Below are 21,175 nucleotides of genomic sequence, written 5' to 3'. Positions count from 1 at the left end.
AGAGGCAGGTTGGACCCTCCCTGATCAATTAGGGGGAGAAAAAGTATGACTGCTATTATTATTGATGGAAAAGAAATCGCTAAAAAGAAAAAAATGGAAATCATTGACCAGGTAACAGAAATGAAAAAACAGGATTTCACTCCTGGGCTGGCTGTTATTCTGGTTGGTGATAACCAGGCTTCAAGAACATATGTTAACAGCAAGCAAAAAACGGCAAAAGAATTAGGGATGCACAATGTTTTGATTGAGTATCCTTCCTCGATAACAGAGCACGAATTATTGGCTAAAATCGATGAATTGAACAATGATGAGGCGATTCATGGAATTTTAGTCCAGCTGCCGCTTCCAGCCCATATCAATGAAACAAATCTAATTGAAGCAATTTCTCCAGAAAAAGATGTAGATGGCTTCCATCCCCTTAACATTGGCAGGATGATGACGGGGCAGGACGCATTTTTGCCATGTACTCCATACGGAGTCATGGTCATGCTGGAGGAAATAGGACTTAACCTTGAAGGGAAGCATGTAGTGATAGTCGGCAGAAGCAATATTGTAGGCAAGCCGGCAGGCCAATTATTTTTAAAAGAAAATGCGACAGTTACATACTGCCATTCGAAGACGAAGGATCTTGCGGTGCATACCAAAAAAGCTGATATAGTTGTTTCAGCTGTTGGAAAAGCAGGTTTGATCACTGCAGATCATATAAAGCCTGGAGCAGTAGTAATTGACGTCGGCATGAACCGGGATGAGCAAGGGAAGCTTTGCGGGGACGTGGCCTACGCAGAGGTTAAGGAGAAAGCCGGATATATCACACCTGTACCGGGCGGCGTAGGACCAATGACAATCACAATGCTTATGTACAATACATTAAAATCTGCAAAAAATCACCTGAATAACCTTCAAAATTCAAATATCTAAGGTGTGATACTGTCTATATCTGTTATAGTTGGAAGCTCAAAGTTCGCTATTGTTAAGTGACGAATCGAGATTCTAAATTTATAATAGGTATGGGCAGTTTTTTATTAGTTTTTTCAGTAATAGACATACTGTCGCAATTAGACATGAACAGTTGTATAACATGTTGCATTATATGTTTAGCTAAAGGAGTTTTCTATGGATAATCAGCGTTATCTCACCGTCAACGCGTTAACCAAATACATAAAACGAAAATTTGATGCTGATCCGCATCTCCAGGATGTTTTCATAAAAGGAGAAATTTCAAATTTTAAGCGTCATTCGAGCGGGCATATGTATTTTACGCTCAAGGATGAAAAAGCGCGAATCCTGGCAGTGATGTTTTCCAGTGCAAATCGTAACATGAAGTTCAAGCCTGAAAATGGGATGAAGGTATTGGTTCGTGGAGAAATCTCTGTCTATGAAGGAAGCGGACAATATCAGGTATACATAAAAGAAATGAAAACCGATGGCGTAGGCGATTTATTCGTTGCCTATGAACAGTTAAAGAAGAGGCTTGAGCAAGAGGGGCTTTTTTCTCCGCAATACAAGATGCCAATTCCAAAATATCCTAAAGCAGTAGGTATCGTTACTTCGCCAACTGGTGCTGCCATAAGAGATATTTTAACCACGATAAAAAGAAGATTCCCTATCACAAAGGTACTGATCTATCCGGCCTTGGTTCAAGGAGATCAGGGGGCGCCATCAATTGTAAAGGCTATTCAAAAAGCCAATGAAAGAAATGATGTCGATGTCCTTATCATTGGCCGTGGCGGTGGATCAATTGAGGAATTATGGGCTTTCAATGAAGAGGCTGTTGCCCGTGCAATTTTTGCTTCAAAAATACCGATTATATCTGCAGTTGGCCATGAAACTGATTTTACGATAGCAGATTTCGTGGCCGATATGAGAGCGCCAACGCCTACAGGGGCTGCAGAACTGGCAGTACCCCATATCCAGGAGTTGCTTGAACGCGTAATGAACCGGGAAACGAGGCTTCTCAGGGCGATGAGGGAAAAGGTTTTCTTTCAGCAGGAGCGCTATCAGCGGCTGATTCGCTCTTATGCGTTCCGCTATCCGAGGAAGTTATATGAGCAAAAGCTTGAGCAAGTGGACAAGCTGACTGAATCCCTAACCCGTGGAGCAAAAAAACTCTACTCACTTAAACTTGAAGCACATAATGGATTTAGGAAAAGACTGGCTCGCAGCCACCCTGAGGAATTGAAGAAAATCTCGGCAGATAAACATCAGCGGGTAACAAGGGCATTAAACAGAGCGATGGCTGCAGTCGTTTCTGAAAAGAGAAAAGAATTCAATGGAGTGATTTCAACCCTTGAAGCTTTAAGTCCGCTAAAAATCATGGATAGAGGCTACAGTCTTGCCTATACTGAGGATGGAAAACTAATTAAGAAAGTCGCCCAGGTTAAACCGGAGCGGAAAATATATGTAAAGCTTTCGGATGGCAGCTTTAAATGTGTCGTAACTGATATTGAGGAGAGTGGTAATGATGGCAGAAGATAAAAAATTAACCTTTGAACAGGCTATGGAACAATTGGAAAGCATCGTGGATAAGCTGGAAGAAGGAGATGTTCCTCTCGAAGAAGCGATTTCTTTTTATAAAGAAGGAATGGAGCTCTCGAAGCTTTGCCATGATAAGCTAAAGAATGTAGAATCACAGCTTGCTGAGATCATTACAGAAGATGGACGGACTGAAGGTTTCTCCATAAATGAGGAGGAATAGCATTGCATCCTGTTTCACTGGAATCATTCACAAATAAATATAAGGCTTTAGTCGAAGCTCGCCTAAGGGAAGCTGTAGGGACACTAGAAGCCCCAGAAAACCTAAAAAAATCCATGCTTTATTCACTTGAAGCTGGAGGTAAGAGAATTCGCCCACTTTTGCTTTTCGCAGTGATTGACGCATTTGGCAAAGACCCTGAACTGGGGGTGGACGCAGCTGCAGCGATAGAGATGGTGCATACATACTCCCTTATCCATGATGATCTTCCAAGCATGGACGATGATGATTTAAGAAGAGGAAAGCTGACTAACCATAAAGTTTTTGGTGAGGCAACTGCCATTCTTGCGGGTGATGCGTTATTGACACTGAGCTTCAATATGCTCGCTGATATCCCTGATGAATACGTTTCTGATAAAGTGAAATTGTCATTGATTAAAGGGTTGTCTAAGGCAGCAGGCGCAATCGGAATGGTAGGCGGTCAAGTTGCCGATATGGAAGGTGAAGACAAAGAACTGTCTCTTGGACAATTAGAGTATATCCATATCAACAAGACAGGCAGACTTTTGGAATATAGCATCATTGCTGGTGCAGAGATGGCAGGAGCTGCTGCTGAACAAAAGGCTGTCTTGTCCAAGTTTGCCTATCACATTGGCCTGGCATTCCAAATCAGGGATGACATACTCGATCTTGAAGGCAGTGAGGAATTAATTGGTAAACCAGTTGGAAGCGATACAGAAAACCATAAGAGCACTTATCCTGCGCTTCTTGGCCTTGCTGGTGCAAAAGATGCACTCGAAAACCATTTGCACAGCGCAAAAGAAGCATTGGCTGCGACCAAACTTAATGTTGCGGTACTGGCAGAAATTGCTGATTTAATCGGCTTACGCAACTATTAAGCTTAGACTGCCGTTGCCGTTGAGGAAGCTGGAAACATGTGCTATAATTGGCTGTTAGCACGATAGTGTTAACAGCTTTTTTATACATATTTAATGGTTTAGCTTGAAAACCGTTCTTTACTTAATATATGTTATTACTAACAACTTTTTTGGAAAAACAGATAATCATATATCCGGATTATTAAGTCAGAAATGAAAGAGAGTGGTCCGAAATGGATCTTTTATCAATAAAAGACCCTTCCTTCTTAAAAAATCTATCTAATAAGGAACTGGAAGAATTAAGCGGGGAGATTCGGCAGTTTTTAATCGAAAAGCTATCGGTTACTGGCGGACACATTGGCCCAAACCTTGGTGTAGTTGAATTGACAATTGCCCTCCACAAGTGTTTTGACAGTCCTAAGGATAAATTTCTTTGGGATGTCGGACATCAGTCATATGTCCACAAGATTTTGACAGGAAGGGCTTGCCAATTCGATACGCTAAGACAATACAAGGGCTTGTGCGGTTTCCCGAAGATGATTGAAAGTGAGCATGATGTTTGGGAAACTGGCCATAGTTCTACATCCCTTTCTGCAGCAATGGGAATGGCGATTGCCAGAGATTTAAAAGGCGAGAATTCTCACATCGTACCGATTATTGGAGATGGTGCCCTAACAGGAGGCATGGCTCTTGAAGCCCTAAACCATATAGGCCATGAAAAAAAGAAACTGATTGTCATCTTGAATGATAACGAAATGTCGATTGCACCCAATGTAGGCGCATTGCACAGTGTTCTTGGCCGTTTGAGGACTGCAGGGAAATATCATTGGGTTAAAGATGAGCTTGAATTGCTTCTGAAAAAAGTGCCGGCTATTGGCGGACAGCTTGCGGCAACTGCAGAGAGAATCAAGGACAGCCTAAAGTATTTATTTGTATCAGGGATCTTTTTTGAAGAATTAGGATTTACTTACCTTGGTCCGGTAGACGGCCATAATTATGAGGATTTATTTGAAAACCTGGCTTATGCAAAAAAACAGGATGGGCCGGTATTGCTTCACGTGATCACAAAAAAAGGGAAGGGTTATAACCCTGCTGAAAACGATAAAATCGGCACGTGGCACGGAACAGGACCTTACAAAATGGAAACTGGTGACTTTGTGAAGCCGGATTATGCTCCGCCTGCATGGAGCAAGCTTGTCAGTGAGACTGTGAGGAAGATTGCAAGAAGTGATGACCGGGTTGTTGCTGTCACTCCTGCTATGCCGGTGGGTTCAAAACTAGAGGGCTTCGCAAGCGAATTTCCTGACAGGATGATTGATGTTGGAATCGCAGAACAGCATGCCACAACATTTGCTGCCGGGCTTGCGACGCAAAACATGAAACCCTTCCTTGCTATTTATTCGACTTTCCTGCAGCGTGCCTATGACCAGGTCGTCCACGATATTTGCCGACAGAACCTGAATGTCTTTATTGGGATTGACCGCGCAGGCCTTGTGGGAGCTGATGGAGAGACACACCAGGGAGTGTTTGATATTGCGTTCCTAAGACATCTGCCTAATATGGTATTGATGATGCCTAAGGATGAAAATGAAGGACAACATTTGGTATATACGGCTATGAAATATGATGATGGTCCAATCGCAATGAGATATCCTCGGGGCAATGGACTGGGAGTTCCTATGGACGATGAATTAAAGGAGATTCCAATCGGAACATGGGAAGTTATCCGTGAGGGTGAGGATGCAGCAATCCTGACATTCGGAACAACGATTCCAATGGCACTTGCAGCAGCTGATATTCTAGGTAAGCAGGGTATCTCAGTCAGGGTCATCAATTCAAGGTTCATTAAACCACTGGACGAAAAAATGCTTACGGGCATCCTAAATGAAGATTTACCGATTTTAACAATTGAAGAGGCAGTCCTTCAGGGCGGATTTGGAAGCTTCATTCTTGAAACAGCCCAGGAACTCGGCTACCATAAAGCTGAAATTGACCGAATGGGAATACCGGATCAATTCATTGAACACGGCAGTGTTGATAAACTTTTAAAGGAAATTGGAATGACAACAGATGATGTTGTCTTGCGGATTCAAAAGCTTGCAAGACAAAAACAAAAAAGGGCGTAACAAATGAAAATCAAAAAAGAACGATTAGATGTGCTGCTCGTGGAGCGTGGTCTTGCCGAAACAAGAGAAAAGGCGAAACGGACAATCATGGCAGGGCTTGTCTACACCAATGAAAACCGGCTGGACAAGCCAGGAGAAAAGGTAAATAGTGATATTCCACTAACAGTAAAGGGGAATGTCCTTCCGTATGTAAGCAGAGGCGGCTTGAAGCTAGAGAAAGCATTGAAGGTTTTTGACCTGGAGGTTAAAGGCAAGACTCTGATTGATATCGGAGCCTCTACTGGCGGATTTACGGATTGCGCCCTCCAGAATGGAGCAGAAATGTCCTATGCCCTGGATGTTGGTTATAACCAGCTTGCCTGGAAGCTGCGCCAGGACGAACGTGTAGAAGTGATGGAACGGACCAATTTCCGCTACGTGAAACCTGAAGACCTCATAAAGGGCCTCCCGAATTTTGCGAGCATTGATGTATCTTTTATCTCATTACGGTTGATTCTCCCTGTTTTGAAGACCTTATTGGTGCCAGGAAGCGATATCGTCGCTTTAGTTAAACCACAGTTTGAAGCAGGTCGAGAGCAAGTCGGCAAAAAGGGGATTGTCCGCGACAGGAAGGTCCATATAGAAGTAATCGAGAGGATCGTTGACTTTGCATTAAGTGAAGGGTATGACGTCTTCGATCTTTCATTTTCACCAATCACTGGCGGGGATGGGAACATTGAATTTCTCCTTCATCTTCAGTGGAACGGAAAGCTTGGAGAGAAGGGTGAGCTGAGGTTGAATTCAACATCTGATGAAGTTGTAGCTGAGGCGCATAATGAATTGAAGTCAAAACAAACTAGGGAAGAAGAATAGGCAACTAGCCTGTTCTTCTTTTGTTTTTTATCTCTGAATGATCCTGCAGAAGAGCTTAAAAGTTCATCTCTTTGTCAATTTCTCACAGAAGGTTTTGCTGAAAAACCACGAATGATTGTACAATCTGCAGAAATCGGCTAACATATGAGTATAAATAATAAAAGAATGTTTCGGATGTATCCAGGGGTGATAAGAATGAATAAAGGCCAGCGCCACATAAAAATACGTGAGTTAATCGCAAGTAAAGATATTGAAACTCAGGATGAGCTTGTTGATCGGCTGAAAGCTGCCGGCTACAATGTAACACAAGCCACGGTATCCCGTGATATTAAGGAACTTCATCTCGTGAAAGTGCCTTTAATCGATGGTAGATACAAATACAGCCTGCCAGCTGATCAGCGCTTCAATCCTTTGCAAAAGCTAAAAAGATCACTGATGGATGCTTTTGTACGGATCGATCAGGCGGGACATTTACTAGTCATGAAGACACTGCCAGGCAACGCTAATGCTATCGGAGCATTGATCGATAATCTCGATTGGGAAGATATCCTTGGCACGATTTGTGGAGATGACACAATCCTGATTATTTGCCGTACTCCTGAAGATACGGAGCTTGTCACAAATCGGTTTCTTGATATGCTATAAATGAGGTGACGGTTGCTTGTTAAATGAATTATCGATCAGAAACTTCGCAATTATAGAATCTTTATCAATTTCTTTTAATAAAGGCCTGACAGTACTGACTGGGGAAACAGGTGCAGGGAAATCGATCATTATTGATGCGATTCATCTGTTGGTTGGTGGCAGGGGTTCTGCTGAGTTCGTTCGCCATGGCGAAGATAAGGCAGAAATAGAAGGCTTGTTCTTTATCGATGGGGAACATCATCCATGCTACTCAAAGGCTGCTGAATTTGGCATTGAGATTGAAGATGGCATGATCGTATTAAGAAGGGATATTTCAGCAAGCGGAAAAAGTGTCTGTCGTATTAATGGAAAGCTTGTAACAATAGCTGTTTTGAGAGAAGTGGGCTCTTCACTGATCGATATCCACGGTCAGCATGAGCACCAGGAATTGATGGACGAAACAAGGCACATAAATCTTCTTGACCAATTTGGCGCTGAAGAAATTCTCCCCGCTTTAAATGAATATCAGCATGTTTTTCGTTCGTTTGAACAAATGCAGAAAAAACTGAAAAGCCTTAGTGAAAATGAACAGCAAATGGCTCATAGGCTGGATTTGATTCAATTTCAGCATGATGAAATCCTCTCTGCAAACTTAAGGATGAATGAAGACGAAGAGATGTTAGAGGAAAAGCAGAAGCTTGGCAATTTCGAAAGGATTTTCGATAGTATCCAAACAAGTTATTCTGCACTTCAGGGTGAACAAAAAGGATTGGACTGGATCGCGCTCGTAATGGACAACCTGCAAACAGCTGCTGATTTGGATCCGGCTTATAAGTCTGTCGCAGAATCTGTTGCAAATAGTTTTTACCTGTTAGAAGACGCTGCCAGAACAATCAGAAATGACCTGGATTCACTAGAATACGACCCGCAGCGTTTGAACGAAATTGAAGACAGGTTAAATGAAATTAACCAGTTAAAACGCAAATATGGGAAATCGATTGAGGAAATTCTCGAGTATGCTTCCAAAATCGAAGAGGAAATCGAGACCTTGCAAAATAAAGAAGTGCACATTGTCCAGATGGAAAGAGAACTGGCATCACTGAAAAAAGACCTGCGAATTGAAGCTGTCAATCTAACGGATACCCGCAGAAGGTGGGCCAAGAAACTAACAAAATTGATCCATAAGGAACTTAAGGAGCTTTATATGGAAAAAGCTGTTTTCGAACTCAGAATTGAGTCAAATGGTGAGGTTTTCCATAAGAATGGTGCAGATAAGGTTGAATTTTATATATCTACAAACCCTGGTGAACCATTAAAAGCTTTATCAAAAGTTGCCTCAGGAGGAGAGCTGTCCCGTATTATGCTCGCGCTTAAGAGTATCTTCTCGAGGCATCAGGGAGTTACTTCAATTATTTTTGATGAAGTTGATACTGGTGTAAGCGGTCGCGTTGCCCAATCCATTGCTGAAAAGATCTATAACGTTTCAACAGGCTCTCAGGTACTTTGTATTTCCCATTTGCCTCAAGTGGCTGCGATGGCAGATACACATCTTTACATTGCAAAGATCATTAAAAATGGCCGGACAAAAACTTCTGTCACACCACTTACTGTCTCAGAAAAGGTCAAGGAAATTGGCAGGATGATTTCAGGCGTGGAAATTACAGACTTAACAAAGCAGCATGCGGAAGAATTATTGAAGCTTGCCCAAAATATGAAGACTGCTACTTGAAAAGCTATCCATAAAGGGTAGCTTTTTTATTTTTATACTGGTTATAAATGCGCCAACTCAAGGCAAAATTAAAGATGTAGCCATTTTCAATATGTGTGTGTGGACTAGAAGCGAGGAGAGTGAATGGATTGAAAAAAGATTTTCTCAGAAAATTTATTGGTGGAATTCTCCTTGTTTCATTAATTGCTTTAGGTTTTGCAAAACCAGTACATGAATATTTATCTATTCCAGGAGATATAACTTTGTTTGAGGGGCAAAAACTTGATTTTGCTGCAAATGCTGTTCAAGTTTCAGCTCCGATAGAAAATTCGAGCATCAATGTGAACCAGGTAGGTGACACCGTATCATTAGAAGCGAAGGCACATGGCAAAGATGAAATGGTCCTTGAGCTGGCTGGTTTCCCAGTAAAAAAAGTCGATGTAAATGTATTGAAGGATTTCAAAGTGATACCTGGCGGACAATCCATAGGAGTAAAGCTGAATACGGTTGGTGTCCTTGTGGTCGGACATCATCAGGTACAGGCGGAAGAGGGCAGGGTATCACCAGGTGAAACGGCAGGAATTAAAAAAGGCGATATCATTACAGAAATCAATGGCAAGCAAATTGAAAAGATGTCGGATGTTGGTCCATTCGTAAAGCAGGCAGGAGAAGATGGAAAACCATTGGATTTAGTGCTTAAAAGAGAAAATGAAAAAATCACAACTCATCTGCAACCGAAAAAAGATGTAAACGAAAACACTTATAAGCTCGGTTTGTACATTCGCGATTCGGCAGCAGGAATTGGCACGATGACATTTTATCATCCTCAGTCCAAAAAATATGGTGCACTGGGCCATGTTATTTCCGATATGGATACAAAAAAGCCGATTGTTGTTGAAGATGGACAAATCGTCCGGTCCACAGTCACCTCAATTGAAAAAGGTGGAAAAGGAAATCCAGGTGAAAAATTAGCCCGCTTTTCATCAGATCATGAAATTATTGGAAACATACAGAGAAACAGTCCTTTCGGTATTTTTGGCGAATTGAATAGGGATATTAAAAATGGTATCTTTGATAAGCCACTTCCAATAGCTCTCTCCCATCAGGTAAAGGAAGGGCCCGCTAAAATTTTGACGGTCGTAAACAACGATGAAGTTAATCTTTTTGATATAGAAATTGTCAGCACTATCCCTCAAAAATTCCCGGCAACTAAAGGAATGGTCATTAAAGTGACGGATCCTGAGTTACTTGAAAAAACTGGCGGAATTGTACAGGGAATGAGCGGAAGTCCGATCATCCAGGATAATAAGCTTGTAGGCGCTGTCACTCATGTTTTTGTAAATGATCCAACCAGTGGTTATGGGGTCCATATCGAATGGATGTTGAATGAAGCTGGAATTGACATTTATGAAAAACCAAGAGAACAGGCTAGTTAACGAAATGAAACTTGGCGGCGATTGCCGCCTTTTTTCATGGAAAGAGCGTATTTTACACGATTATTCGACAAAATAACGGGAGTTTTTTTGTCAACTATCGAAATAAGTCGAAAAACAAAGGAAAAAGGAGCATTTATTAGAAAATATTACTTTTTTAAGAAAAAATTAAAAATAAGAGGAATTTCTGTTGCATTGTCGAATTAGTCATTTAGAATAGAATTTAGAGAATATGAAATTTGTGATCATAATTGGATTTGAGGAGGAACCAAGCAGTGAACAAAATTAAAGTATGCGTCGTTGACGACAACAGAGAATTAGTGGGGCTTCTGGAAGAATACATTTCTTCGCAGGATGATATGGAGATTATCGGTGTTGCACATAATGGTCAGGAATGTTTGGAAATGCTTGAAGATACAGATCCAGATGTTATGTTATTGGATATCATTATGCCGCACCTTGATGGACTTGCAGTCCTCGAAAAGCTGCGTGAAATGAAGAAAGGCATCATCCCGAATGTCATTATGCTGACAGCATTTGGCCAGGAAGATGTAACGAAAAAGGCTGTTGAACTTGGTGCTTCCTATTTTATTTTGAAGCCATTTGATATGGACCATCTCGCTGGGCATATCCGTCAAGTAAGTGGCAAAGCAAAAACGATGACTAGAAAGCCTTCATCCATTAATTATGGCAGATCGACTTCTGAACAGAAGCCGAAGAATCTTGATGCAAGCATTACAAGCATCATTCACGAAATTGGCGTACCTGCCCATATTAAAGGCTATATGTACTTGCGTGAAGCTATATCAATGGTTTATAACGATATTGAACTTCTTGGCTCGATCACTAAAGTCCTCTATCCTGATATCGCGAAGAAATTCAATACGACAGCTAGCCGTGTTGAGCGTGCCATCCGTCATGCAATTGAGGTGGCATGGAGCAGGGGGAACATCGATTCCATTTCTTCATTGTTTGGTTACACTGTTTCTATGTCAAAAGCAAAACCAACCAATTCCGAGTTCATCGCAATGGTCGCTGACAAGCTGCGTCTGGAGCATAAAGCTTCTTGAAAGAGTTAGGCCATAATTAGCACTTATTCCATATAAAACATCCTTTTTTGTACAGATTCTTGGTATGAAGCAGGATGTTTTTTATTTCTGAAAAGTTGCTGTTTTACGGGTCGGCGTATTATCATGGAAGAACTATATGTAAAGAAAAAACGCCAGCTGGCGTTTCGAATCATTCCTCTTCTTTTTGTTTATCCTGATCAAGTTCTGCCAACTTTTGCAGCAGGATATGCTGGGGCATATGCATAATGCGTTCTATGGGCATGCCGAGCTTTTCTGAAAGCTTGATGGCTGTTTCTGCAGAAATATTTAATGGTTTCATGTTTACCTCCAAAATTTTAATAAGGTGGATTGCTTATGACTCTTATTTTAGCACATCGCGGCTTTGCTGCCGCTTATCCAGAAAATACGATGAAATCATTTATGGAAGCTGCGAAAGCAGGGGCCGATGGATTGGAACTGGATGTTCAAATGACAAAGGATGGAGAACTTGTCGTCATCCATGATGAAAAGATTGATAGGACTACTGATGGAACTGGATTCGTAAAGGATTACAATCTCAAGGATTTACGTAAATTCGATGCTGGCTTCCATCAAAAGACAATAGTCAAGAAAGAACCCATTCCTTTGCTTGAAGAAGTGCTTGCATGGCTGTCTGAAACCGACCTGGTTTGTAATATCGAATTGAAAAACAGCATCATCCCATACGAAGGCATGGAAGAAAAGGTTATTTCAATGGTCAGGGATTTTAACTTATCGGAAAAAATCATCATTTCATCCTTCAATCATTATAGCATTGTATATAGCTACAGACTTGCCCCGGAAATTGAAATTGCTCCTCTGTTGTCAGAAGGCCTCTACATGCCATGGATTTACGCCCAATCAATCCGTGCCAAGGGTTTCCATCCTCATTGGAGGGCTGCCCCAGATGAGATTGTTAAAGCTGCCTTAGAGAGCGGTATTGAGGTTAGGCCCTATACCGTTAATAAAGATTTAGAGCTTGAAAGGTTGTTTAAAATAAACTGCAGTGCTGTTATTACTGACGACCCGGCAAAAGCAAAGACAATCAAAAATAAAATAAAACAGGCCTGATTAAGGCCTGTTTTGCTTTTTACTACTATCTGGAATGCGGAAAATTGCCTGCACTTTATTCTTTTTACGGTCGCGGTGCAAGATAAACCCGGCGATAAATCCTAGGCCCGCAGCAAAGAAAAGCAATCCTAGAATGAATTGGATAAATAAGTTTGGAATGGGCGGCTGTAAAATTCCAAACACCATATCACGCATTAATTTTATTCCTAATGCTGCAATGAATCCCGGTATCAACATGATGATTAGTGCAATGATCCTGGTCATAGGTGGTATCCCTTCGTATAAAAAGTATTCTCTTTTTGAGTATAATAAACCGCGTCAATTTCCGCAACGATTGGATTTTAGTGAATGATAGGAGGAAGATAGGGTATTTAGCTGAGAAGATTTTTAAACTACTTCAAAAAATTTACCTTTTCATGTCTGAATAATTAAGAAATTTGTCAATCCAATAAAAAAGAATTACAATAATCATGAAGAAATTTGCAGACTATGTTTGCTAACTATGAAATTTTTTTCCGGATTCATGGGGGATATTATGCAAAAAATAATGATTGTTGGAGCAGGCAAGGGTGGAACTGCAATACTTGATATCTTTAAACAAACAGCGGAAGTTGCCGCTGTCATAGATATCAATTCTGGAGCACCCGGAATCCTCGCTGCCAAAAAAGCTGGAATCCAAACAGGTACAGACTGGCGGGAATATATATCTGAAGACCTTGACATCATTATCGAGGTAACAGGAGATGAGAAGGTATTCCGTGATTTGAGGGATGCTAGGGAGAAAAGCACAGTGTTGATCCCGGGCAGTGTTGCTTTTCTCATCGCTTCCCTTCTCGAGGAAAAGGAAGGGTTAATTAAAGCCCTTAGAAAAGTTACATACGAACATGACCTGATTTTTAACTCTACCGGAGATGGCATGGTTGTCATCAATACAGAGGGCATTATTACATTATTTAACCGGAGTGCTGAAAAAATCATTGGCACATTAAGTGAGGATGCTGAAGGGAAGCAAATTTTTGAGGTCATTCCTTCAAGTAAGCTGCCTAGAGTCCTGAACACAAGGAAGGTTGAAACGAATCAGGAATTAATCCTTGCGAATGGATCGAAAATCATTACGACCAGAATTCCTATTTTAGATGAAAATGATCAGTTGATCGGTGCTTTCTCAGTATTTAAGGATATTACTGAGGTTGTGAACCTTGCAGAGGAAATAACAAACCTGAAAGAAATTCAGACCATGCTTCAGGCAATCATTAACTCCAGTGATGAAGCCATATCAGTGGTGGATGAAGATGGCCGGGGAATCCTCATAAACCCTGCTTATACCCGAATTACCGGTCTAAAGGAAGAACAAGTAATCGGACAGCCTGCGACGGCGGACATATCCGAAGGCGAAAGTATGCATATGCAGGTCCTCAAGACGAGAAGGCCGGTTAGAGGAACAGCAATGCGAGTAGGGCCCAATAAAAAAGAAGTCGTTGTTAACGTAGCACCAATTATTGTTGATGGTATATTGAAGGGCAGTGTTGGAGTTATCCATGACATGTCTGAAATACAAAATCTGAACCGTGAACTAAGCAGGGCAAGGCAAATAATCAGGACTTTAGAAGCGAAGTATTCGTTTGAGGATATAATTGGCCAAACTGAAGAAATGACGATTCCAATCGAGCAGGCCAAGCTGGGTGCGAAAACTCCTGCAACTGTCTTGTTGCGAGGTGAATCGGGAACGGGTAAAGAGCTCTTTGCCCATGCAATCCATAACGCAAGTGACCGTAAATTCAATAAGTTCATCAGAGTAAACTGTGCGGCGATATCAGAATCTTTGCTTGAAAGTGAACTTTTTGGATATGAAGAAGGTGCTTTTTCTGGCGCCAAAAGAGGCGGGAAACGAGGGTTTTTCGAAGAGGCGAATAATGGAAGTATTTTTCTGGATGAAATCGGTGAATTGCCAGCCAATACCCAGGCAAAGCTGTTAAGGGTTCTGCAGGAACGAGAAATTGTCCGTGTCGGCGGCTCGAAGCCGGTTTCAATAAATGTCCGGGTGATAGCAGCGACTAATATGAATCTTGAAAAAGCAATTGCAAATGGGAGTTTCAGGGAGGATTTGTATTATAGACTTAACAGGATGCCAATCCATATTCCTCCGCTAAGGAGAAGGAAGGAAGACATCCCAGAGCTATGTGAAAAATTAATCCGAAAAATTAACCAGGATTATGGGCGTAATGTTGAAGGTGTTTCGGTAGGGGCTGTCAAAAAGCTCATGGAATATGACTGGCCAGGAAACGTAAGAGAACTGGAAAATGTCCTGGGGAGGGCAATCATCTTCTTAAACTATAATGAAACAATAATTGAAGTGCAGCACCTCCCCGAGTTGCAAAGTGGTCAACCAAAAGGAAAATTAGAGTATGCGGATTCTCTTATCCTTACAGAAACTCTTTCCTCGCAAATGGAAAAATTCGAAGCGAAAATCATCAGAGACACTTTGGAGGCTGTTAATGGCAATAAAACCCTTACAGCAAAAAAACTCGGAGTATCTGTTAGGAATTTGTATTATAAACTCGAAAAACACGGTATTGAAATAGATGGCATGCAATAAATTTCATACTATGAAAAAACTTGCATGATACTTTTCGGGAAAAGTTAAGCGTTTTCACTATTTTAAAGTTGGCACAGTTCTTGCATCTTAATTTCTCGGGTGATGCGCATCGAAAGAAAGGGTTGAAGCCAGGAATGAAATTAGACTCACTTATCACTAAGGCATCCCAAAACAAGAGGAAAACTGTCGCAGTCGCTGCTGCGGAAGATTCCGAGGTTTTAGAAGCGGTCGCTGAGGCTGCCAGAATAAATCTTGCTGACTTTCTTTTGTTTGGCAATGAAGAAAAAATATACAAGATGATATCATCCGAGCACCCAGAACTGAATGGTCATACTGGGATTGAAATCATTTCCGCACCAAATAATAATAGTGCTGCTGAAATGGCAGTGAAGGCTGTCAAAGCAAATGAAGCCGATGTGTTGATGAAAGGTAACCTGCCAACAGCTTCAATTTTAAAGGCTGTCCTTAACAAGGAATACGGGCTCAGGGCAGGGGCGGTACTCTCACATGTAGCCGTTTTTGAAATCCCTGGCTATGACAGGTTCACCATTGTTACAGATGCTGCAATGAATATTGCGCCTGATCTTGACCAAAAGGTACAGATTGTTAAGAACGCTGTTCAAATAGCCAATGCGATTGGGATTGAGTTACCGAAGGTTGCTCCTTTAGCGGCAGTAGAGGTAGTTAATCCAGCGATGCAGGCAACACTTGATGCAGCTGCACTAACGGTGATGAATAACCGCGGCCAGATTACAGGCTGTAAAATCGATGGACCTCTGGCCCTGGATAATGCAGTTTCACAATTGGCTGCTGAACACAAGGGAATTCAAAGTGAGGTAGCCGGAAAGGCTGATATATTATTAGTCCCAGCGATTGAAGTTGGAAATGTATTATACAAATCATTGATTTATTTTGCGAATGCAAAGGTTGGAGCGGTCATTGCAGGTGCGAAGGCCCCAATCGTATTAACATCAAGAGCGGATACAGCTGAAAGTAAGCTTTTTTCACTTGCGCTGGCCCTATGCTCTGCAGCTAAATAATTTACATAAACCGGGGAGGAATTAGAAATGGAAATTTTTAAGTATCTAGAACAGTATGATTATGAGCAGGTAGTTTTTTGCCAGGATAAACAATCAGGCCTAAAGGCAATTATTGCAATCCATGACACAACTCTTGGGCCAGCACTTGGCGGAACACGCATGTGGACTTACGCATCTGAAGAAGCTGCGATCGAGGATGCTCTGCGTCTTGCTAAGGGTATGACATATAAAAACGCTGCAGCAGGCCTTAACCTTGGTGGAGGAAAGACAGTAATCATCGGTGATCCTCGCAAGGATAAAAACGAAGAAATGTTCCGTGCATTTGGCCGTTATATCCAGGGCTTAAACGGAAGATATATCACTGCAGAAGATGTAGGTACAACTGTTGCGGATATGGATTTAATTCATGAGGAAACAGACTTTGTTACGGGTATTTCACCAGCATTCGGGTCTTCGGGAAATCCTTCACCGGTAACCGCATATGGCGTTTACAGAGGGATGAAGGCAGCTGCTAAAGAAGCATTCGGCACTGATTCTCTTGAAGGAAAGACCATTGCTGTCCAGGGTGTAGGAAACGTGGCATATAACCTTTGCCGACACCTGCATGAAGAAGGCGCGCAGTTAATCGTGACAGATATCAACAAGGAAGCAGTCCAAAGAGCGGTTGAGGATTTTGGTGCAAGAGCGGTGGATCCGGACGAAATTTACAGTGTTGAATGCGATATTTACGCTCCATGTGCACTTGGTGCTGTCATCAATGATGATACCATTCCGCAAATCAAAGCTAAGGTCATTGCAGGTGCTGCAAATAACCAGCTTAAAGACACTAAACATGGCGATATTATCCATGAAATGGGCATTGTTTATGCACCAGACTATGTCATCAACGCAGGCGGAGTAATCAACGTAGCGGATGAGTTATACGGTTATAACGCAGAAAGAGCAATGAAAAAGGTAGAAACTATTTACAATAATATTGAAAAAGTCATCACAATTGCAAAAAGAGATGGAATTCCTACTTATAAAGCGGCTGACCGCATGGCAGAGGAGCGTATCGAGAGAATGCGCAATTCTCGCAGTCAATTCCTGCAGAATGGCCACCACATTTTAAGCCGCCGTTAATTGAAAGTCATAAGTAGAGTGCGCTGAATGCTTCATTCGGCGCCTCTGTTATTTACTAAATAATTGCAATTGACGTTTTTACGGATTGCCATGTAAGTCGGTTATCTAAATTGGAGGTTTAATTGTGCATCAAACAGAATATCGGATTCTAGTTATTAATCCAGGATCTACATCAACGAAAATTGGAGTCTTTGACAATGAGCTTTCCGTTTTTGAGAAAACAATCCGTCATGATTCATCAGTCATTAACTCCTATGAAACCATCATCGATCAATACGAATTCAGGAAGAATACGATACTTGAAACGCTTGATACTGAAGGAATCAACATTTCAAAATTGAGTGCTGTTTGTGGGCGCGGCGGGCTGCTAAGGCCAATTGAAGGCGGAACATACGCAGTGAACAATAAAATGCTAGAAGATTTACGCACTGGTTTTTCTGGACAGCATGCATCAAATCTAGGCGGGATCCTTGCTTATGAAATTGCATCAGGTCTGAATATCCCATCCTTCATTGTCGATCCTGTCGTAGTTGATGAACTGGATCCAGTTGCCCGTATTTCAGGGTTTTCACTCATTGAACGGAAAAGCATTTTCCATGCTTTGAACCAAAAGGCTGTTGCGCGCAGGGTTGCGAAGGAGCTTGGAAAAAAATATGAAGAACTTAACTTGATCGTCACCCACTTAGGCGGCGGTATTACTGTTGGAGCCCATAAAAGAGGAAGAGTTATTGATGTGAATAATGGTCTTCATGGGGATGGTCCATTCAGCCCCGAACGCGCGGGCACAGTTCCAGCTGGTGACCTCGTTGACCTATGCTTTTCCGGCGACTACTATCGTGAGGAAATCATGAAGAAACTGGTAGGTCAGGGTGGACTTGTCGGCTATCTTGGGACGAATGATGCAGTAAAGGTTGAAAAAATGATTAAGCAAGGCAATGCGAAAGCCAAGCAAGTATATGAAGCAATGGCTTATCAGGTAGCGAAGGAAATTGGGTCAGCCAGCGCAGTGCTTGCAGGTAAAGTAGATTCGATAGTCCTGACTGGGGGCCTCGCTTATGGAAAAGAATTTGTCCATGAAATTTCAGAACGGATCAATTGGATCGCAGATGTGATCGTCCAGCCAGGAGAAAATGAATTACAGGCACTTGCAGAAGGAGCGCTCCGTATCCTTCGCGGGGAAGAAGACGTGAAAGAGTATCCAGGGAGATAACGAAAAGCGAAGCGCTTTGAAATGGGGAACTCGTCTAACAGCCACACCGTGCTAGACCGAAGCAATCTCGGGAAGCTGAGCGCTCAAGCTGGACATTTATGTGGACTTAGTATTTTTTATTCTTATTATATTGTAGTCAGAGGAGGGAATACATATGGCTCAAGAATATGATTTAGTCATTCTCGGAGGCGGAACAGGCGGGTATGTAGCAGCTATTAGGGCTTCACAGCTAGGTTTGAAAACGGCCATCGTTGAAAAGGGAAAGCTTGGTGGAACTTGCCTTCATAAAGGATGTATCCCAAGTAAGGCTCTTTTAAGAAGTGCAGAGGTTTTTGCAACTGCAAAGAAGAGTGAGGAGTTCGGCGTCACAACAGGTGAGGTGGGTGTCAATTTCGCTAAGGTGCAGGAAAGAAAAGAAAAGATCGTTGAACAGCTTCACAAAGGTGTTCAGCATCTTATGAAACAGGGCAAAATCGACGTCTATGAAGGTTTGGGAAGAATCCTTGGTCCTTCCATTTTCTCTCCTATGCCTGGCACGATTTCCGTTGAAATGAATAACGGTGAAGAAAATGAAATGCTTATCCCGAAAAATGTAATTGTAGCGACTGGTTCTAGACCACGTACTCTTCCTGGATTGGAGGCAGATGGTCAATACGTCATGACATCGGATGAAGCGCTAGTCATGGAGGAACTGCCAAAATCCATCATCATTGTCGGAGGCGGCGTAATCGGGATTGAATGGGCATCGATGCTAGCTGATTTTGGAACAGAGGTAACGGTAATAGAGTATGCTGACCGTATTGTTCCTACCGAAGATAAAGAAGTATCGAGAGAAATGCAGCGTGCGATGAAGAAAAAAGGCGTAAAAATCGTTACGAGCGCAAAAGTTCTGCCTGAGACCCTTACTAAAGGCAACGGGGTGAAAATTAGTGCAGAACTTAAAGGAGAATCAAAGGATTTCGAGGCAGAAAAGATACTTGTATCGGTTGGCCGACAGGCAAATGTTGAAGGTATCGGTCTGGAAAACACAGAAATCCAGCTTGAAAAAGGGTTTGTCCAAACGAATGAATACTTCCAGACAAAAGAATCACATATTTATGCAATCGGCGATGTGATTGGCGGATTACAGCTTGCCCACGTTGCTTCACATGAAGGCATTGTTGCGGTAGAACATATTGCAGGTGTTGATACACATCCGATTGACTATACATTAGTATCAAAATGCATTTACAGCTCACCGGAAGCTGCCAGCGTCGGATTGACTGAAGATGAAGCAAAGGAAAAAGGATTCGAAGTCAAAACAGGCAAATTTTCGTTCAAAGCAATCGGCAAAGCCCTCGTTTATGGAGAATCTGACGGATTTGTTAAGATTGTTGCCGACAAAGCAACGAATGACATTCTTGGCGTCCATATGATTGGGCCGCACGTAACAGATATGATCTCTGAAGCCGGCCTTGCAAAAGTTCTTGATGCGACACCGTGGGAAGTTGCTCATACAATCCATCCGCACCCGACATTATCGGAGGCAATCGGGGAAGCTGCCCTTGCGGTTGATGGAAAAGCGATTCATTCATAAAGGTTGTACTCGGAATGAGGGTTATTCTTCGTATTTTAGTTTAGTCTTTTTGTGCTGGATAGCAGCTAAGCTTATGAAAAGAGCCTTCTTAGAAAATATTGAATTTCACAGTGCTCTTTTCAAAGGAAAAGAGCCTTATACGAACATTTGGGAGGTATAATAATGGCAGAAAATCGTCACGCTGCACTTGGCTTAAGCGATGAAAAAGTTTTGGGAATGTATGAAACAATGCTATTGGCTCGACGCCTGGATGAGCGTATGTGGCTGTTGAACCGTGCAGGGAAAATTCCGTTTGTAATTTCCTGCCAGGGACAGGAAGCTGCACAGGTAGGAGCTGCTTTTGCTCTTGACCGCGAAAAGGATTATGTTCTCCCTTACTACAGGGATATGGGTGTAGTCTTAACCTTTGGCATGACGGCTAAAGATTTGATGCTTTCCGGTTTTGCCAAAGCTGAAGACCCTAACTCTGGCGGACGTCAGATGCCAGGTCACTTCGGACAAAAGAAAAACAAAATTGTTACAGGTTCTTCTCCTGTTACGACACAGGTGCCTCACGCGGTAGGAATTGCCCTTGCCGGTAAAATGGAAAAGAAAGATCTTGTAACCTTTGTGACTTTCGGAGAAGGTTCTTCCAATCAGGGAGATTTCCATGAAGGAGCAAACTTTGCGGGAGTACACAAGCTTCCCGTCATTTTCATGGTTGAAAATAATAAATATGCGATTTCTGTACCATATGAGAAGCAGGTTGCCGCTGAAAAGGTTTCTGACCGCGCCATCGGTTATGGTATGCCTGGATTTACTGTTGATGGAAATGATCCACTTGAAGTCTACAAAGTTGTAAAAGATGCTGCAGACCGCGGCCGCCGCGGAGAGGGACCGACTTTAGTCGAGGCTGTCTCTTACCGTCTGACTCCTCACTCATCAGATGACGATGACAGAAGCTACCGTGCTCCTGATGAAGTTGCTAAGGCAAAAACGAATGACCCAATCATTACCTTTGGTGCTTACCTTAAAGAAAACGGCATCATGACTGATGAATTAGAAAAAGAAATCAATGACAAGATCATGAAATTGGTGAACGAAGCAACGGATTACGCTGAGAACGCACCATATGCAGAGCCAGAACATGCTTTAAAATACGTATATGCTGAAGAGTAAG

The 21,175-nt window shown here is 42.2% G+C and carries 19 protein-coding genes; 17 read left to right on the top strand and 2 right to left on the bottom strand.

Annotated features, from left to right (window positions below):
• The first annotated feature begins 45 nt into the window (after window positions 1-45).
• From folD to spo0A, 10 genes are all read left to right on the top strand, one after another.
• The gene (folD, locus tag AABM38_RS16280; RefSeq protein WP_423407354.1) at window positions 46-918 is read left to right on the top strand and encodes a bifunctional methylenetetrahydrofolate dehydrogenase/methenyltetrahydrofolate cyclohydrolase FolD; all 873 of its coding nucleotides are present in this window, start codon (window positions 46-48) and stop codon (window positions 916-918) included.
• A 195-nt stretch (window positions 919-1,113) separates the two neighbouring features.
• Window positions 1,114-2,475, top strand: coding sequence for an exodeoxyribonuclease VII large subunit (gene xseA / locus AABM38_RS16275; RefSeq protein ID WP_423407353.1), 1,362 nt, complete (start codon window positions 1,114-1,116; stop codon window positions 2,473-2,475).
• Window positions 2,462-2,695: an exodeoxyribonuclease VII small subunit gene (locus AABM38_RS16270; protein ID WP_423410769.1), complete on the top strand. Its 234-nt coding sequence runs from the start codon at window positions 2,462-2,464 to the stop codon at window positions 2,693-2,695. The genes xseA and AABM38_RS16270 overlap by 14 nt, the downstream gene beginning before the upstream one ends.
• Before the next feature lie 2 nt (window positions 2,696-2,697).
• A complete protein-coding gene (locus tag AABM38_RS16265) occupies window positions 2,698-3,591 on the top strand; it encodes a polyprenyl synthetase family protein (RefSeq protein ID WP_423407352.1) in 894 nt (297 codons plus the stop codon).
• A gap of 212 nt (window positions 3,592-3,803) precedes the next feature.
• Window positions 3,804-5,696, top strand: a complete 1,893-nt coding sequence (gene dxs, locus AABM38_RS16260; RefSeq protein WP_423407351.1) for a 1-deoxy-D-xylulose-5-phosphate synthase — start codon at window positions 3,804-3,806, stop codon at window positions 5,694-5,696.
• A gap of 3 nt (window positions 5,697-5,699) precedes the next feature.
• Window positions 5,700-6,548 carry a TlyA family RNA methyltransferase gene (locus AABM38_RS16255; RefSeq protein ID WP_423407350.1) on the top strand — a complete coding sequence of 283 codons (849 nt, stop codon included), beginning with the start codon at window positions 5,700-5,702 and terminating at the stop codon, window positions 6,546-6,548.
• Between the two features lie 195 nt (window positions 6,549-6,743).
• Window positions 6,744-7,193 (top strand): transcriptional regulator AhrC/ArgR, encoded by a 450-nt coding sequence (gene ahrC / locus AABM38_RS16250; protein WP_207499938.1) that lies wholly within the window; start codon window positions 6,744-6,746, stop codon window positions 7,191-7,193.
• Between the two features lie 16 nt (window positions 7,194-7,209).
• Window positions 7,210-8,901 (top strand): DNA repair protein RecN, encoded by a 1,692-nt coding sequence (gene recN / locus AABM38_RS16245; protein ID WP_423407349.1) that lies wholly within the window; start codon window positions 7,210-7,212, stop codon window positions 8,899-8,901.
• A 128-nt stretch (window positions 8,902-9,029) separates the two neighbouring features.
• A complete protein-coding gene (spoIVB, locus tag AABM38_RS16240; protein WP_423407348.1) occupies window positions 9,030-10,316 on the top strand; it encodes a SpoIVB peptidase in 1,287 nt (428 codons plus the stop codon).
• A 272-nt stretch (window positions 10,317-10,588) separates the two neighbouring features.
• Window positions 10,589-11,383, top strand: a complete 795-nt coding sequence (spo0A, locus tag AABM38_RS16235; RefSeq protein ID WP_335375825.1) for a sporulation transcription factor Spo0A — start codon at window positions 10,589-10,591, stop codon at window positions 11,381-11,383.
• A 169-nt stretch (window positions 11,384-11,552) separates the two neighbouring features.
• On the opposite strand, the gene AABM38_RS16230 is transcribed toward spo0A, so the two are convergent.
• Entirely contained in the window at window positions 11,553-11,702 is a 150-nt protein-coding gene (locus tag AABM38_RS16230) for a YycC family protein (protein ID WP_423407347.1), read from the bottom strand.
• A gap of 35 nt (window positions 11,703-11,737) precedes the next feature.
• Between AABM38_RS16230 and AABM38_RS16225 the strand changes: the two genes are divergently transcribed.
• Window positions 11,738-12,472: a glycerophosphodiester phosphodiesterase gene (locus AABM38_RS16225; RefSeq protein WP_423407346.1), complete on the top strand. Its 735-nt coding sequence runs from the start codon at window positions 11,738-11,740 to the stop codon at window positions 12,470-12,472.
• On the opposite strand, the gene AABM38_RS16220 is transcribed toward AABM38_RS16225, so the two are convergent.
• Entirely contained in the window at window positions 12,473-12,736 is a 264-nt protein-coding gene (locus tag AABM38_RS16220) for a DUF2627 domain-containing protein (protein WP_423407345.1), read from the bottom strand.
• A gap of 271 nt (window positions 12,737-13,007) precedes the next feature.
• Here AABM38_RS16220 and AABM38_RS16215 point away from each other — a divergent pair, with 271 nt between their 5' ends.
• The 6 genes from AABM38_RS16215 (at window position 13,008) to AABM38_RS16190 (ending at window position 21,174) form a co-directional block, all read left to right on the top strand.
• Window positions 13,008-15,068: a sigma 54-interacting transcriptional regulator gene (locus tag AABM38_RS16215; protein ID WP_423407344.1), complete on the top strand. Its 2,061-nt coding sequence runs from the start codon at window positions 13,008-13,010 to the stop codon at window positions 15,066-15,068.
• 134 nt (window positions 15,069-15,202) lie between these two features.
• Window positions 15,203-16,108, top strand: coding sequence for a phosphate butyryltransferase (yqiS, locus tag AABM38_RS16210; RefSeq protein ID WP_423407343.1), 906 nt, complete (start codon window positions 15,203-15,205; stop codon window positions 16,106-16,108).
• 27 nt (window positions 16,109-16,135) lie between these two features.
• Window positions 16,136-17,230, top strand: a complete 1,095-nt coding sequence (bcd, locus tag AABM38_RS16205; protein WP_423407342.1) for a branched-chain amino acid dehydrogenase — start codon at window positions 16,136-16,138, stop codon at window positions 17,228-17,230.
• Between the two features lie 124 nt (window positions 17,231-17,354).
• Complete coding sequence (gene buk, locus AABM38_RS16200; RefSeq protein WP_423407341.1) at window positions 17,355-18,440, top strand: butyrate kinase; 1,086 nt, start codon at window positions 17,355-17,357, stop codon at window positions 18,438-18,440.
• A gap of 154 nt (window positions 18,441-18,594) precedes the next feature.
• Window positions 18,595-20,016, top strand: coding sequence for a dihydrolipoyl dehydrogenase (gene lpdA / locus AABM38_RS16195; RefSeq protein ID WP_423407340.1), 1,422 nt, complete (start codon window positions 18,595-18,597; stop codon window positions 20,014-20,016).
• A 162-nt stretch (window positions 20,017-20,178) separates the two neighbouring features.
• Window positions 20,179-21,174 (top strand): thiamine pyrophosphate-dependent dehydrogenase E1 component subunit alpha, encoded by a 996-nt coding sequence (locus tag AABM38_RS16190; protein WP_423407339.1) that lies wholly within the window; start codon window positions 20,179-20,181, stop codon window positions 21,172-21,174.
• The last annotated feature ends 1 nt before the right edge of the window (window position 21,175 follow it).

This window comes from Heyndrickxia sp. MSNUG (assembly GCF_049532715.1).
Taxonomy (GTDB): Bacteria; Bacillota; Bacilli; order Bacillales; family Cytobacillaceae; genus Mesobacillus.
This window is presented reverse-complemented; position numbering and strand designations above follow the sequence as displayed.

What these genes read in the sequence shown, in the direction of transcription:
- AABM38_RS16190 (WP_423407339.1), top strand. Translation starts at nt 20,179, where the DNA reads ATGGCAGAAAATCGTCACGCTGCACTTGGCTTAAGCGATGAAAAAGTT.
- AABM38_RS16225 (WP_423407346.1), top strand. Translation starts at nt 11,738, where the DNA reads ATGACTCTTATTTTAGCACATCGCGGCTTTGCTGCCGCTTATCCAGAA.
- dxs (WP_423407351.1), top strand. Translation starts at nt 3,804, where the DNA reads ATGGATCTTTTATCAATAAAAGACCCTTCCTTCTTAAAAAATCTATCT.
- folD (WP_423407354.1), top strand. Translation starts at nt 46, where the DNA reads ATGACTGCTATTATTATTGATGGAAAAGAAATCGCTAAAAAGAAAAAA.
- AABM38_RS16230 (WP_423407347.1), bottom strand. Translation starts at nt 11,702, where the DNA reads ATGAAACCATTAAATATTTCTGCAGAAACAGCCATCAAGCTTTCAGAA.
- AABM38_RS16220 (WP_423407345.1), bottom strand. Translation starts at nt 12,736, where the DNA reads ATGACCAGGATCATTGCACTAATCATCATGTTGATACCGGGATTCATT.
- AABM38_RS16255 (WP_423407350.1), top strand. Translation starts at nt 5,700, where the DNA reads ATGAAAATCAAAAAAGAACGATTAGATGTGCTGCTCGTGGAGCGTGGT.
- lpdA (WP_423407340.1), top strand. Translation starts at nt 18,595, where the DNA reads ATGGCTCAAGAATATGATTTAGTCATTCTCGGAGGCGGAACAGGCGGG.
- ahrC (WP_207499938.1), top strand. Translation starts at nt 6,744, where the DNA reads ATGAATAAAGGCCAGCGCCACATAAAAATACGTGAGTTAATCGCAAGT.
- AABM38_RS16215 (WP_423407344.1), top strand. Translation starts at nt 13,008, where the DNA reads ATGCAAAAAATAATGATTGTTGGAGCAGGCAAGGGTGGAACTGCAATA.
- bcd (WP_423407342.1), top strand. Translation starts at nt 16,136, where the DNA reads ATGGAAATTTTTAAGTATCTAGAACAGTATGATTATGAGCAGGTAGTT.
- yqiS (WP_423407343.1), top strand. Translation starts at nt 15,203, where the DNA reads ATGAAATTAGACTCACTTATCACTAAGGCATCCCAAAACAAGAGGAAA.
- xseA (WP_423407353.1), top strand. Translation starts at nt 1,114, where the DNA reads ATGGATAATCAGCGTTATCTCACCGTCAACGCGTTAACCAAATACATA.
- AABM38_RS16270 (WP_423410769.1), top strand. Translation starts at nt 2,462, where the DNA reads ATGGCAGAAGATAAAAAATTAACCTTTGAACAGGCTATGGAACAATTG.